The sequence below is a fragment of the Pseudanabaena sp. FACHB-1998 genome (assembly GCF_014696355.1).
Taxonomy (GTDB): Bacteria; Cyanobacteriota; Cyanobacteriia; order Pseudanabaenales; family Pseudanabaenaceae; genus Pseudanabaena.
The window spans coordinates 90314-103873 of sequence record NZ_JACJQA010000027.1; the positions used below are offsets into that span (position 1 = coordinate 90314).

A 13560-nucleotide genomic window follows, 5' to 3' on the forward strand; every position below is an offset into this window, starting at 1 on the left:
AGAAAAATTGCCCCCTTCGGGGGCAATTTTTCTTTGTGCTTAATTTTGGTGATTTAATCTGGGATGCATCATTTCGGGAATTGGGTTATTGCCAATTAGATGTAATTCAATGATTTTGGCGACTTTTTTGGGGGTAACGTGCCAGTAATACACCTGATCTGGATCTACTACAACCATTGGACCAGAGCCACATAAGCCCAAACAGCCACAGGCTTCTACGGTAACATTTACAACTTGCTGCTGTTGAAATGTTGCCAAAATTTTAGCTGCGCCATCTTTAGCACAGGTTCGATTTTGACAAACAAGTACTCGACGCACTGGGACAATGGCTGTAGTGGCGATCGCTGCTTCCACTCTAGCGCACAACTAGAACGGGAGAGACGCAATGATGCACCACATAATCACTCACACTACCTAGCATGAGGCGTTCCACCGAACCCAATCCCCGTGAACCGACGATTAACAGATCAGGATTTTCGTCTTTACAAACCAGACAAATGACATCGCGAGGTTGTCCCGTTTCCAATCGGGTGCGGCTTTCCACTTGAGCCTTAGCGCAGGTGTCTTGGGCTTTTTGCAATAAAGCTTGCCCCGCATTTAAGATTTTGTGTTCTAGCTCCACATCGGGCAGACCCCGCCAACCAACCCAATCCCCTGTGGGCAGCATGACTTCAGGGACATAGCTGCTGAGAGGTTCCACGACACTTAACAGAATGATTTCCGATTTGAGAGGGGCTGCAAAGCTAATTGCGGTGTCAAGGGCATGGTCACTAGCTTGCGAACCATCAATTGCAACTAAGAACTTCATATATTTATCACAAAAATAGAGCTTATCCCCTTGGCTGTGGTTTAGCAAATTTGTAACACCAAATTTACTAAATACCTGCAAAATAGAGGGGTAGCTTAGGGTTTAGTTGAGAAATCTCTAGAAGTTGGCAATTTTTCAACTAAATGGAGATTCCTGCATAACTTAATTACAGACCCAAATATACTGATGTTGTTAAACAAGTTGTAAATCTTTGCTGTAGTTAATTTCTTTTAATATTCCATGACACGCGATATTCGTATTGGTTTTGCAAATTCTGTGGGTAATACCCCATTGATTGAAATTGAGTCTTTATCGGCAGCAACGGGTTGCACGATTTTAGGTAAGGCGGAATTTCTCAATCCGGGAGGCAGCGTTAAAGATCGAGCCGCTTTGTTTATGGTTTTAGAAGCAGAAAAAGCAGGACTCCTCAAAGCTGGCGGCGCGATCGTTGAAGGAACGGCTGGAAATACGGGCATTGGGCTGTCCCTAGTGGCAAATGCGCGTGGTTATCGCAGTGTGATTGTGATGCCTAGCAATCAATCGCAGGAAAAAATTGATTTATTGAGAACTCTCGGCGCAGAAGTGGAACTGACTAATCCTGCGCCTTTCTCTAGCCCTGATAATTACTATCATGTGGCGCGAAAAAGATCTGAAGAAATAGAAAATGCGTTTTGGGCAAATCAATTTGAGAATTTGTCTAATTCCGATGCTCATTATCAAACCACTGCTCCTGAAATTTGGCGACAAACGGGTGGCGAGTTAGATGGCATTGTGATGTCTTCGGGAACTGGCGGCACGATTGGCGGAGTGACGGCTTATCTCAAAGAGCAGAACTCCAGCCTAGCGACCTATTTAATCGATCCGACGGGTTCGGGTTTGTATAGTTATTTGACTATGGGTGAGTTTAAGGCGGAGGGTAATTCGATTACAGAGGGAATTGGGATTAATCGCGCCACGGCAAATTTTAATCGGGCTAGGTTAGATGGTGCTTTTAGAGGTACTGATCAACAGGTAATTGAGATGTCTCAATATTTGCTCAAGCACGATGGTTTGTTTATTGGCAGTTCGGCGGCGCTGAATGTGGTGGGCGCGGTGAAGCTGGCGCGAAAATTGGGTAAGGGGCATACGATCGCCACGATTCTCTGTGATGGTGGTGGTAGATATCAGAGCCGAATGTATAATCCAATATGGTTAGCAGAAAAGGGTTTAACGCCTGTGGCTAAGGGCTTGGAGTTTATTGATGAGTAATTCAGAGGCGAGTCCAGAAATAAATCCAAGTATATCTCCCAAAAAATATCGCCGCATCGGTGTGGGTGTGGTGTGGGATCGCGATCGCCAAAGGATTTTGATTGATCGCCGTTTGCCAGAGGGGGAATTGGCGGGCTACTGGGAATTTCCGGGAGGCAAGATTGAGCCAAATGAGGATGCGGCTGCTTGCATTAAGCGAGAATTGCTAGAGGAAATTGCGATCGAAGTGGAAGTTGGTGAGCATTTGATCACCATTGACCATGAGTATGAAACCCTCAAAGTTAGCCTGATCGTGCATCATTGCTTGCATGTGTCAGGCGAACCGCAGGCGCTTGCCTGTACGGAAATGCGCTGGGTATCGGTCGATGATCTAGATACCTATCAATTACCTGCGGCGAATTATCAGATTGTCCAAGCTTTAAAGGAGAGCAGATTTTACTGATGGAAGATATCAGTGCCGAACAAGTGGCGGCGGAGCTATACCAGCAAGGGGTTAGCAATTTTGAGCGTGGGAATTATCAACAGGCGATCGCCCTCTTAGAACGCGCCCGTCCCTTGAGTATGTTAGAGACGAAGCTAGGCGGCGATATTTTGGTATGGCTGGCTAATTCCTATGATGCGATTGGGCGGACTGAGGAGGCGATCGCCCTCTGTCGAAGTCTCAAAAAGCATCCTGTTGGCGATATTCGCAAGGCATCTCGCTATATGTTGGGAATTTTGACGGCTCCGCAACTTAGCAAATTAGAAGGGGTGGTGTCAGAAGTTCCGATTTTGGAATCCCCTGATACCTATGAGTCTAAGCCTATCGCCCGCAGCAAGGGCGATAGTGTTGAGCAGAAACCCTTTCGCGAAGTTCCCCTCGAAAAGCCGAATTTTAATAACAAAAATAATTTTCTTTGGTTTGCGATTGCTTTTTGCCTAATGCTCTTAGTCCTTTGGGCAAAATAAGTAGATCAATGGCGGCGCTTCGCGCCGCCATTGATTTAGAGCGCTTTGCGCTCTAAATTAACCGCCAACGTGAATTCCCGGACGATTTTTAGGATCTTTCTCGGCGGTGCGTAACACCTCACGGGTAACAACGGCAATATCACCTTCACCAAACAAAATAAACCGCATCAAATATTGAATCGGATTGCCTTCCGCCCAGCCAAAATAGGCATGGGGTAGCTTTTTAGTAAGTTCGCGAATTTCTAACAGAATTGCGGCGATCGTATTTGGCACGGCTGCTCCTCGGGAGCGCAAAATTTGGTAACTCCCCACCTGATGTCCTTCGATGTAAATAGAGCCAGCAAATTCCGAAGGGTCAGAAACCTGAATTTCTAAGAAAATCAAAGGATCTTCAGGGGGTAAATGATGTTCTAGGCGCGTATCTTGCTCTTTTTTGCTATATTCCTGCTCATCGCCACGATTAGGACGGTGGGCGATAATTCGCACGGTTTGATGGGGTGCGACTTCAATGAAGCTCAGCGCAAGATCGTCCATCACCACGCGATCGGCTCGTAATTCCGTTGATCGCCACACTCGCGAACCTAAAGACGTAATTACGATCGAGGCAATAAAGATACCTGCAATTTTGATGCCCTCTGGTCTTTCGATGATATTTGCGATCGTGGTGTAAACAAAGATCAAGGTAATTAAGCCAAATACCCAAACTTCAAACCTTTTTTTCTGCTTGTAAGAAGCTAAGGTCACCGCAAAGGCTGCGGAAGTCATCAACACCAATACGCCTGTGGCATAGGCTCCGCCCTGAGCCTCGACATTAGCCTGAAAAATTAGGGTGACAATAAAGGCGATCGCTGTATAAACCAGCACCAGTGGACGCACCGCCAAAGTCCAGTTGGGAGCCATGCCATAGCGAGGCAAATAGCGAGGCACGATATTTAGCAAGCCCGCCATAGCCGACGCTCCCGCAAACCACAGGATCGAGATGGTACTGAGATCGTAGACTGTGCCGAAAATATCGCCAAAGAATTTATGGGCAAGAAAGGCAAGGGCGCGACCATTGGCTTTACCTCCCGCCTCGAATTCAGCCATCGGAATTAGCATCGTGGTAACCACGCTACTGGTGAGCAAGAAAAAGCTCATAATCCAAGCCGCACTAGTCAAAAGCTTATAGGTATTTTTAACCCTACCCTTGGGAAGTTCTTCGGTATCCTCTTGGTATCCTTTCACGAGAGGCATCACCGCCACCCCCGTTTCAAAGCCCGATAATCCCAAAGCGAGCTTTGGAAATACGAGTATCGCAATTCCTAGCAGCATGAACGGACTTTGATGTTGAGCAAATAGGGCTTTTTGCCAATTGGCGATGACTTCGGGATGGGTTACGACTTCTCTCAAACCGACGAAAACGACTATTAAATTTAAAAATAGATAGCCTGCTACCAAAAATACCGCCAGCCCGATCGCCTCGCGAAATCCCTTTAAAAATACGGCTCCCAATAACGCCACTAATATCAGGGTAATGGGTACAGCTTGCCCTCGAAAAAACTCAGGCACTAGAGGATTTTCGACAATATGAGCCGTAGCATCGGCTGCGGATAGGGTAATCGTGATAATAAAATCTGTCGCCACAAATCCTAGTAAACACAGTACCAACAGCTTGCCCTGCCACCATGACAATAGTGTTTCGAGCATGGCGATCGAGCCTTCGCCGTGAGGGCTGATCGCCGCAACCTTACGATAAATCGGTAGCGCTCCAAAGAGGGTGAGCAGCAACAAAATTAAAGTGGCGATCGGCGATAAAGCCCCTGCCGCAAGAGCCGCGATCCCCGGTTGATAACCAAGGGTAGAGAAATAGTCAACGCCTGTTAAGCACATCACCTGCCACCAGCTATGTTTCTCGCTGTGTTCGCTGTGTTTGGGGGTTGGATCGTGATTTGGGTCTGATTGATCCCTGTGCTGCTGATTTGTAGAGAGCAACCAGTGCTTTAGGCTTTGGATTAACTCGGATTCCTGAGAAGGGACAGGTGAAGCCATAAAGTAAGCTTATTTGGAAGAATATTTCTTAAGTCTAAGGCAGTTTTTAGAGAAATTTGCAAACCCTAGTGTAAAAGAGATTTACGAGGCGAAGCTCTTTTAATGTATGTATAACAAAGCAAGAGTTAGCCAGTACAAACCAAAACCCAAAAAGCGAGTGGCGGCGCGAAGCGCCGCCACTCGCTTTTTGGGTTTTATGTCCTAAGCAAACCTTACATTGCTAACCAGAGCCGACGGCTGTGCATCTTTTGAGTGAGGCTGCCGCTTCGCCATCATTATTCGCCATCATTTAATTTAATGCTGTCTTCCCTGACTTTCTCAAGGCGATAAAATTTGAGTTCCATGTCTCCTGATAGATCTATTTTTGGAACTTCGGCATTGTGGGGAACCTACGGGTTTTATTTACAAAAAGCTAAAAAATTCTGAATCTATTTCATACCCAAGACTTTGAGTCATTTGTTGTAACTTAGCAGTGCTGTCAATGCCGCGTGACTTGAGCCAGAGCGAAATTGTAAATACCTTCTGCATTACAAAAAGCTCTAGTGCTTCAGGATTGTATTGCAACACATAGCCATCACCTTCGCGCTTAAACTCGTGGGGAACTAGCATCGCGGCATAGCGACTGAGTTCCGATCGCCAATCGAGGACATAGCTAAACCAAGGATAGGTGGCATCGACGCGCACAAACCAAAGACGGACTTCCGAGATTTCTGACAATTCGCGAGGGTCTCCATCTTCCTTATCCCAGACAAGTTCGATTTGAAAGGCGCGATCGCTTTCTGGTGTTTCGTCCCAATGGGCTAATAACTTCTCAACCGCAATTTTGACAGGCGAGATATCAAGGGACTCAATGCAGGCTTGATTGATGTAAATGATCGTAGACATAGTAATTTCTGAATAGATAATTAATGCGACACAGAGCGCCGCATTAATGGTTATTTCTTGGGTAAGTTTTCGCGAGGATCGAAGGATTGAATTTTGAGCAACTGTTCGTAAAGTTCTCTTTCACGATTGCTCGGATTTTTGGGAACGACGATTTGGACTTCCACATATTGATCGCCAAAGCTTCTACTATCTTTAGGGAATCCTTTGCCTGATAGCCGCAATTGCTGACCCGACTTGACCGCAGGAGGGATGGTGAGCTTGACTAAACCACTTAAGGTCGGAACTTCTACTTGTACGCCCAAGACAGATTCACTAGGAGAAATGGGCAGTTGACAGCGAATATCGAATCCTTCGAGGGTAAAGAAAGTGTGGGGCTTGAGCGTGATTTTGAGATAGAGATCGCCGCCCGATGCGCCTTGTCCTTTGAGGCGAATTCTTTGACCAGAGAGAACACCTGCGGGCATATTTACCTCTAGCGATCGCCCATCTTCTAAACGGATACGTTCGCGACCGCCTACATAGGCTCGCTCAAGGGGCAATTCTAATAAAGCTTCAGAGTCACGACGAGGAGTGGGGCGAGGTGGAGCTTGGGTGCTGGTGCGATAGGAGGAGGAAGAGCCGCCTGTTTCTTGGGCGCGTTCATTGGTGCGGAATTTACCGAGTAATTGATCGACAAATTCTTGGAAATCATTGTATTGGCTAAAGTCTACGTCACCTGTGTAGCCACCACGCTCAAAATCTGGGGTGTAGGGTTCGCGAGAAGATGGAGCGCGTCCACCGCCGCCTGAGCCTTGGAAGCCACCTTGTTTCCAATATTGCCCAAAGCGATCGTATTGTTGACGTTTGGTGGTGTCAGATAATACTTCATAGGCTTCGCCGATGTCTTTGAAACGTTCTTCGGCTGCCTTATCATTGGGATTGAGGTCGGGATGATATTTCCGCGCTAACCTGCGATAGGAGCGCTTAATTTCGTCTGCTGTGGCCGTCTTTGGCACACTGAGGATTTCATAGTAATTGCGAAAGTTTTGCATATTTCCCGAACTGCAAACAAGGAGATAACTTAGCTTACCTTATAGCAATCTCCAAACCCAGATATAGGGGCTTTGCTTAGCAAAGCTTCTAAAACATGGCTGTAGGAGAATGTGTTAGACCCAAGAGATAGTTGCGGCGCGGAATGCCTACCCAATCTCTTGAATTTTAGATCCAGCTAGGTAACCACATTAACACGGGCATATAACCAGAGGAGATCGGTAAACCGATATAAAGCGGTAACCAAAATAAAAAGGCGATCGCCACAAGTACAAAAATCATCGAACCGATCGCACGGATATTTGCGTAGGTTGATCGCCATGTGAGCGATACCAGCAAAGCAAGGGTGGCAAAGGCAAATAAGGAAGCTGGCATATAGTGATACAAAAATATGCAGCGCTTACTTAAGCTCCAAGGTAACCAATGGGCAAGGAAACTGCTCACTCCATAAAAGGCAAACCAGAATAATTGCGATCGCTCTCTAGGGGGGATATTGGTAATGAATTGGGGCGGAAATCGAAATTTTGAGGCAACTAGATAGGTAAGGCTAATTAATAAAGCGATCGCGCTAAGCCAATATAAAAAAGGATTGCCCATCGCATGGACAAATTCCACCATGCTATTTGGTCTGACTTCAAAAAAGTAGGCGATCGGACGAATTAATAGCACCCAACTCCACCAAGGCGAGCAGTAGGGATGTACGGGTTCAGTCTTGCCAACTCCCAAATTTTGATGAAAGCCGATCATCTGACGGTGCAGTTCCCAAATGTCTCGCTCAGGATTGAGCATTAAATGGGGAATCCACTGCGCGAAATAAAAAGCGATCGGCACAATGATCAAGCCAATGATAATTTGCGGCGAATTTAGCGTCTGCCGATAGCGTGACCATGCATAACCTGCGATCGCCACAATTCCGACAATATAAGCTAAGCCTGTCCACTTCACGCTCACCGAAGCGCCCAGCATGAAGCCAGTAGCGATCGCCCATATCCAACGTTGTCGCGATCGCTTAAGGGCTAGCACCATGCATAACTGGCTCAACATCCCAAACAGCAGAATATAGGTATTGATCAAGCCAAAACGCGACTCGACTAAGAGCAACCCGTCCATCGCGACAAACCACCCTGTTAGCCAAGCCCAACTACGACGATTACTTAGCTGCCACACAAATTCATAGGTCACTAAGGGCAAGAGGGAGCCAGCTAGAGCCGTCATGCAGCGATAGCCAAAGGGAGCATAACCAAAAATCTTAATTCCAAGGGCAATAATGTACTTGGCTAGAGGTGGATGAGCATCAAAAAAAGGTTCACCCCGCAGATAGTTTTGGGCAAACTTAGGATAATAAACCTCATCAAAGACGATATCGGCAGTGCCGTCTAAATTCCAAAAGCGAGAGGCAAAGGCAACCAAGGCGATCGCCATCACTCCAAAAATAGGATGCTCTGATAGCCAAATTAGGCGATCGCTCAAACGAGCAAGGGGAGTAATAATTTTGGATTCTCTCCAAATGCTCATTAGGAAAGGTTTATTTTAAAGATTTATCTAATACCAAAATTCCCCAAACCTTGGCGCACCCTGCGCCAAGGTTTGGGGAGAGAATTATTTGCCTGACTTGATTTGATTAATTAATCCTTGCAAATCCTTGATGTCAGGTACACCTGAGAAGAAGACCCCATTAACTAAATAGGATGGTGTGCCTCTAACGCCGATAGACTTACCAAGTTCCACATCTTTCTGGATTGCAGTTTTTGCTTCGGCACTTTGGCGATCGCGATTAAATTTAGCTAGATCTAGGTTTAAGCTTTTTGCCAATTCCACATAAAAATCTTCGCCGAGCTTTTTCTGTTGCTCAAATAGAGCATCATGATATTCCCAAAACCGATTTTGTTGTAAAGCAGCCCAAGAAGCCAAAGCCGCAGGTTCCGCCTGAGCGTGAATATCTTTAAGCGGGAAATGTTTGTATACCAGAGTCACATCATTCTGATTGCTTGCCATGAATTCCTTCACTACAGCATGGGCTTTAGCGCAATAAGGACATTCAAAGTCTGAGAACTCCGCAAAAATGATTTTTTGGCTACTAGAACCTGTAATTGGAGAATTCCGCAACAATAGGCGAGGTTCTTGCCGCACTTGTGACAAGATTTTGTCACGAGCTTCTTCTTCTTTTTGCGCCTGTGATTTTTGATAAGACTGCACGGAGTCAAGAATAACTTGAGGATTTTTCCGAATAATCTCTAAAACTTTGGTCTCAAATTGAGTATCAGATAGTTGAGCGCTAGCAGACTGTCCAGAAGATGCACAACTAGAGACAATCAGCAACAGAGCAAAGAGAGCTGACAATAAGTAAGTTTGGAAGCGCATTGCAAAAATATCACAAATAAAAAGTGGAATCTTTCCGTTTAGTCTACACTAGCAATTCTCCATAAGGATCAGTTTTGCTGAAAGTCAGTATATGTCTGACTTTCAGCAAAACTGATCCTTATTTTTTATTTTTTCCTAAGTAGCTATGCGAAATTAAATATAAAACCCCAAAACCTGTAGCGAACGCTGCGCGTTCGCTACAGGTTTTGGTTTCAGTTTTTTAACTATGTCCAGCTACTTATAGCTGTGGGCACTTGCATTAGGACAAATCAAAACCCAAGAAGCGAGTTGCGGTGCTTCGCGCCGCAACTCGTCTTCTGGTTTTGTGTCCTAACAAGAATGGCAACAGCTATATATAGCCAAGCAAGAGTTAGCCAGTACAAACCAAAACCCAAAAAGCGAGTGGCGGCGCTTCGCGCCGCCACTCGCTTTTTGGGTTTTATGTCCTAAGCAAAACTTACCTTGCTATAGCAATAGGACTTACGCAAAGCTAACAAATTTATTAGATTTCGGGTAGATGTGGCTCGCGCTTGGCTCGCGCTACATCTACCCGAAACGTAAGTCCTAAGCAAAAAATAAGAGTGGTGGCGCGAAGCGCCGCTACTCTTATTTTTTGGGTAAAGTCCTTATGGTTGATATAGACCATAGTGGGGGATAATAAATTGTGTTAAGTTATACTAACATTTGTAAGGAATATGCCCGAGGCGATTGTTTTGATACTTAATTAAACTCTTCGCAGATATAAAAAATGTACGTTAACGATACTTACTCCCATACTGAAACCCTTGTTATAGCAGGCAGCTATAACGAATATTTAAATTGGCGAAAGGAAAATCCTGAAATTCGATCTTGCAAATATGTAGAGAGAATTGAAGACTTACAGGGAATAAATGGTTTTTTGGCAGATATTGTTCTTTACGGGAATTACCAGAGCAACCCAATTTACCATTCGGCATTGATGCGATCGCTTCTTACAGAAAGAGATTCTCCATTCCATGCCTATGTTCGCTAAAAAAGAGGTTGGTGCAAAGCACCAACCTCTTTTTTAGCAAAACCAAAGCGTGACCATAATTTTGTGTGGTTGGACTATACCAAATCACGAAAGTGTGACAACACTTTTGTGATTTAAAAACCAAACCCAGTAAGGTTTTTAAAATGAAGAAATGGCGTAGACATTTCTTCATTTGATATTAATCGTTATAAATGTAGCGTAAGTTTAAATGCTCAGACATTTTAGTGAAAATTTTATCCTCCGAAAAAGGCTTGGCGACAAATCCATTAAAACCATGCAGATAGAGATCTTCTTCTCTTAGATCCTCAAGACTAGCGGTGAGAGCAATAATCTGTACTTTCTGGGATGGGGAAATGTTTAGATTAGTTTCTAGTTCTCGAATTGCTGCTGCTGCTTCATGTCCATTTAATAAGGGCATCCTGACATCCATCCAAATCAGATGCGGTGACCAAGATTGCCACAGCGCGATCGCCTCTTGACCATTACTAACTTCTTTGACCTCAAAGCCAAGGGGAGCCAAAATTCTCATTAATAACTGCCGATTTAAACGCATATCTTCGGCAATCAAGATGCGATAGGCTTGCTCAGACTGCGCCCCAATGACTCGATGGAATAATTTTGTTGCGGGATCTTCTTTAAATAGCTCCAGAGATTTAATAGGTATATGAAAACTAAAAGTAGAACCCTTGCCTACTTTACTATTTACAGTCATTTGTCCGCCCATCAGCCGCACGTAGTTATAACTAATTGATAGCCCTAAGCCAGTGCCTTCTTGCGATCGCCTGCCCGAATCAGTTTGCACAAAGGGCTGAAATAGCGTTTTTACTTCCGCTTCCGAAATACCCATACCCGTGTCTTCTACATCAAAGCAAATGTAGTGCTGATTAGTAAAACCTCTAGCGACAGCATCTTGAACTACTTCAGGATAAGCTCGCACATAGATATGACCGACATCCGTAAACTTAATCGCATTACTAATTAAATTAATCAGGATTTGGCGTAATTTCCCTTCATCAATATATATATAGGGAGGAATATCAGGATGAATAGAAAAATCAAATTGGAGTTCTTTTTCCTGTGCTTTGAGAGCGAGCATATCTCGCGCAGTATCAATAATTTCGTAAAGATAACATTCTTTCTCGCGCAGCATCACGCTACCAGCTTCAAGTTTAGACATTTCCAAAATGTCGTTAATCATGACTAGTAAATGATTGCCACTATTGCAAATCGTCTGTAAATCCGTTTTATGCTGATCATTCAATTCTTGATCGTAGAGCATCAATTGAGCAAATCCCAATATGGCATTGAGAGGAGTTCGTAACTCATGGCTCATATTTGCTAAGAAAGCCGCCTTAGAGCGACTAGCCGTTTCCGCCGCTTCTTTTGCCTGTGTGAGATCGCGAGTACGCTCTTCAACCCGTTGTTCTAATAAGTTAGCTTGCTCTCTTAGCTTTGCTTCGGATATGCGTAGGGCAATTTCCGTATTTTTCAGCAGAGTAACATCATAGAAAGTACTTAAGAGAACTCTTTCTCCTTTCAGCCATAGTAAATGGAGAGAAGCTAGCACCCATATGGGTTCATTATTAACAGTACATAAACGTATTTCATAATCGCGAACACTCTGGGTTCGCAGAAATTGCTGTTGCAAGCTTTCCCAATCACTCTTGAGATAAAAAAGATCGGCTAAAGAATGTTGCACTAATTCGCGGGATTCCCTTTTTAGCATGGAACCAGCGCTAGTATTAGCATAGGAGATTACACCATCAGCAAGGCGGCTAACTAACATGGCCATGCTGGTAGACTCAGCAATGACGCGAAACTGCTCTTCACTCTGACGCATAGTTTCTACAGCGCGATTATATTGTTCGTACTCGATCGCATCACCATGTTCGGTAGCGGTCGCCAACATAATTTCGAGATCGCTTTTATCGCGATAGACAATTTCTAAGATGGACTGCAAAGTGGCTTGAGCCATTTTGCGCTCAATAATTTCACTTTTAAGTCTTTTGTTGACCTCTAGCAACTCTGCTTCGATGAGGTCGCCATGTTCAATTGCAGTGAGTAAAGAATTTTCCAAGTCACAATTTTCTGATTGAAGTTTGGTGACTTCAGTTCGTAATTCCGTAAGTTCTTGCTGAAGAGAGGGGCTATCTTTTACCGACTTGCCTTCAGAGATTGGGGGATTGTTCATGTAGTCAAACTTGGTGTAGCACTGCAATTTTTTACAAATGACCAAAATTGGTTTTTACAGCGTTCTAGGAATAATACCAAAGCGCAAAATGGCGTAGTCCTTTTGTATTTTTAAATTTTATACTAATCCTCAAAATAGCAAAGTCTTTTTGATAGCTCACTATAGATGTCTCAGCATTTATAGCTCATTCTTGCAACTCCCTTCCCACCCAAGAAGCGAGTTTCGGTGCTTTGCGCCTCAACTCGCTTCTTGGGTTTTGGTTTGTTTTAATGTAAGTGACCACAGCTAGAGATTTAGTGGTTATCTGCACAAACGGGCTTAAAAACAAAGAACAAAGGCGAATCTTTGGTCGCCTTTGTTCTTTATTAGGGACTGTCACAAAAAATAACTTTGACGGACGTTGATAGATGTGGTAAGGTGCGCTACGCTATTAATCCAAATTGCTTAAGTAGATAGTTATTTGATCTCAATGAGTTATCAATCCCAGACATACGCGATCGCTAGTCGCCAAGAAGATTTAGAACGACACCTGCTAGAGGCTTCGGTAGTTGACCGTGAGCAATTAGCGGTGGCTAAACGTTGGCAAGAGAGGCAAGAGGGCCCCTTGCTGATGGTGTTGCTACAATTAAGCTTTATTGATTTACAACAGTTCAGTGGCTTGCTGGACTGGTCAGGACAAGGTCGGATGGATACTAGCTATTAATAGCTAGCTTCTAGCCACCACTGACGGGGGGGATCAGGGCTACTTCATCACCATGTTTCATTACAGTGTGGGGATTTACAAAATTTAAGTTAATTGCATAACGGGTCAGCGATCGCCATTTTTCGAGGTGAGGTTGCTGGCTAACTAGGCGATCGAAGATTTGGGAGACGATTGCGCCAGACTCAAGGCTCATTTGCAGTTCATCAATGGCAAAGGCTTCTTGAAAAATGGCAAATAGCTTAACGGTGACTTGAATATTGGTTCCGATATTTTCAGAAATGGCTTTATGAGTCATAGCTTTTCAGGTTCACGATGGAATCCAAAAGCTGTAGCGCACGCGCAGCGTG

The 13560-nt window shown here is 44.5% G+C and carries 14 protein-coding genes; 5 read left to right on the forward strand and 9 right to left on the reverse strand.

Annotation, left to right across the window (positions count from 1 at the left end; genetic code table 11):
• Positions 1–39 precede the first annotated feature (39 nt).
• Positions 40–354, reverse strand: coding sequence for a (2Fe-2S) ferredoxin domain-containing protein (locus tag H6F42_RS10670; protein WP_347272301.1), 315 nt, complete (start codon positions 352–354; stop codon positions 40–42).
• 1 nt (position 355) lies between these two features.
• A complete protein-coding gene (locus H6F42_RS10675) occupies positions 356–808 on the reverse strand; it encodes a universal stress protein (protein ID WP_190399340.1) in 453 nt (150 codons plus the stop codon).
• A gap of 240 nt (positions 809–1048) precedes the next feature.
• Here H6F42_RS10675 and H6F42_RS10680 point away from each other — a divergent pair, with 240 nt between their 5' ends.
• Genes H6F42_RS10680 through H6F42_RS10690 form a run of 3 tightly spaced genes read left to right on the forward strand, consistent with a single transcriptional unit; the run spans position 1049 to position 3004 of the window.
• Entirely contained in the window at positions 1049–2056 is a 1008-nt protein-coding gene (locus tag H6F42_RS10680; RefSeq protein ID WP_190399341.1) for a cysteine synthase A, read from the forward strand.
• A complete protein-coding gene (gene mutT, locus H6F42_RS10685; protein WP_190399342.1) occupies positions 2049–2498 on the forward strand; it encodes an 8-oxo-dGTP diphosphatase MutT in 450 nt (149 codons plus the stop codon). The genes H6F42_RS10680 and mutT overlap by 8 nt, the downstream gene beginning before the upstream one ends.
• Complete coding sequence (locus H6F42_RS10690; RefSeq protein ID WP_190399343.1) at positions 2498–3004, forward strand: tetratricopeptide repeat protein; 507 nt, start codon at positions 2498–2500, stop codon at positions 3002–3004. Before mutT ends, H6F42_RS10690 begins: the two co-directional genes overlap by 1 nt.
• A gap of 57 nt (positions 3005–3061) precedes the next feature.
• Here the strand turns inward: H6F42_RS10690 and H6F42_RS10695 are convergent, their stop codons facing one another.
• The 5 genes from H6F42_RS10695 to H6F42_RS10715 all read right to left on the reverse strand — a co-directional run bounded on the left by H6F42_RS10695 (position 3062) and on the right by H6F42_RS10715 (position 9286).
• Positions 3062–5032, reverse strand: a complete 1971-nt coding sequence (locus H6F42_RS10695; protein WP_190399344.1) for an amino acid transporter — start codon at positions 5030–5032, stop codon at positions 3062–3064.
• Positions 5033–5434: 402 nt separating this feature from the next.
• Positions 5435–5917, reverse strand: coding sequence for a CRR6 family NdhI maturation factor (locus H6F42_RS10700; RefSeq protein ID WP_190399345.1), 483 nt, complete (start codon positions 5915–5917; stop codon positions 5435–5437).
• 50 nt (positions 5918–5967) lie between these two features.
• A complete protein-coding gene (locus tag H6F42_RS10705; protein WP_190399346.1) occupies positions 5968–6948 on the reverse strand; it encodes a J domain-containing protein in 981 nt (326 codons plus the stop codon).
• Between the two features lie 166 nt (positions 6949–7114).
• Positions 7115–8461, reverse strand: coding sequence for a phospholipid carrier-dependent glycosyltransferase (locus tag H6F42_RS10710; protein ID WP_190399347.1), 1347 nt, complete (start codon positions 8459–8461; stop codon positions 7115–7117).
• An 84-nt stretch (positions 8462–8545) separates the two neighbouring features.
• On the reverse strand, positions 8546–9286 hold the full coding sequence (locus H6F42_RS10715) for a thioredoxin domain-containing protein (protein WP_242018401.1): 741 nt from the start codon (positions 9284–9286) through the stop codon (positions 8546–8548).
• A gap of 769 nt (positions 9287–10055) precedes the next feature.
• On the opposite strand from H6F42_RS10715, the gene H6F42_RS10720 reads away from it, so the two are divergent.
• Entirely contained in the window at positions 10056–10319 is a 264-nt protein-coding gene (locus H6F42_RS10720) for a hypothetical protein (RefSeq protein ID WP_190399349.1), read from the forward strand.
• Positions 10320–10497: 178 nt separating this feature from the next.
• Here the strand turns inward: H6F42_RS10720 and H6F42_RS10725 are convergent, their stop codons facing one another.
• A complete protein-coding gene (locus H6F42_RS10725; protein ID WP_190399350.1) occupies positions 10498–12510 on the reverse strand; it encodes a PAS domain-containing hybrid sensor histidine kinase/response regulator in 2013 nt (670 codons plus the stop codon).
• A gap of 469 nt (positions 12511–12979) precedes the next feature.
• Here H6F42_RS10725 and H6F42_RS10730 point away from each other — a divergent pair, with 469 nt between their 5' ends.
• Positions 12980–13213 (forward strand): DUF2949 domain-containing protein, encoded by a 234-nt coding sequence (locus tag H6F42_RS10730; RefSeq protein ID WP_190399351.1) that lies wholly within the window; start codon positions 12980–12982, stop codon positions 13211–13213.
• Positions 13214–13223: 10 nt separating this feature from the next.
• Here H6F42_RS10730 and H6F42_RS10735 read toward each other — a convergent pair whose 3' ends face one another.
• Positions 13224–13508 carry a MoaD/ThiS family protein gene (locus H6F42_RS10735; RefSeq protein WP_190399352.1) on the reverse strand — a complete coding sequence of 95 codons (285 nt, stop codon included), beginning with the start codon at positions 13506–13508 and terminating at the stop codon, positions 13224–13226.
• Positions 13509–13560 lie beyond the last annotated feature (52 nt).

Excerpts from the sequence above, each read along its gene's own strand:
- H6F42_RS10695 (WP_190399344.1), bottom strand. The coding sequence starts at position 5,032 with ATGGCTTCACCTGTCCCTTCTCAGGAATCCGAGTTAATCCAAAGCCTA.
- H6F42_RS10705 (WP_190399346.1), bottom strand. The coding sequence starts at position 6,948 with ATGCAAAACTTTCGCAATTACTATGAAATCCTCAGTGTGCCAAAGACG.
- H6F42_RS10675 (WP_190399340.1), bottom strand. The coding sequence starts at position 808 with ATGAAGTTCTTAGTTGCAATTGATGGTTCGCAAGCTAGTGACCATGCC.
- mutT (WP_190399342.1), top strand. The coding sequence starts at position 2,049 with ATGAGTAATTCAGAGGCGAGTCCAGAAATAAATCCAAGTATATCTCCC.
- H6F42_RS10710 (WP_190399347.1), bottom strand. The coding sequence starts at position 8,461 with ATGAGCATTTGGAGAGAATCCAAAATTATTACTCCCCTTGCTCGTTTG.
- H6F42_RS10680 (WP_190399341.1), top strand. The coding sequence starts at position 1,049 with ATGACACGCGATATTCGTATTGGTTTTGCAAATTCTGTGGGTAATACC.
- H6F42_RS10700 (WP_190399345.1), bottom strand. The coding sequence starts at position 5,917 with ATGTCTACGATCATTTACATCAATCAAGCCTGCATTGAGTCCCTTGAT.
- H6F42_RS10735 (WP_190399352.1), bottom strand. The coding sequence starts at position 13,508 with ATGACTCATAAAGCCATTTCTGAAAATATCGGAACCAATATTCAAGTC.
- H6F42_RS10690 (WP_190399343.1), top strand. The coding sequence starts at position 2,498 with ATGGAAGATATCAGTGCCGAACAAGTGGCGGCGGAGCTATACCAGCAA.
- H6F42_RS10725 (WP_190399350.1), bottom strand. The coding sequence starts at position 12,510 with ATGAACAATCCCCCAATCTCTGAAGGCAAGTCGGTAAAAGATAGCCCC.
- H6F42_RS10730 (WP_190399351.1), top strand. The coding sequence starts at position 12,980 with ATGAGTTATCAATCCCAGACATACGCGATCGCTAGTCGCCAAGAAGAT.
- H6F42_RS10720 (WP_190399349.1), top strand. The coding sequence starts at position 10,056 with ATGTACGTTAACGATACTTACTCCCATACTGAAACCCTTGTTATAGCA.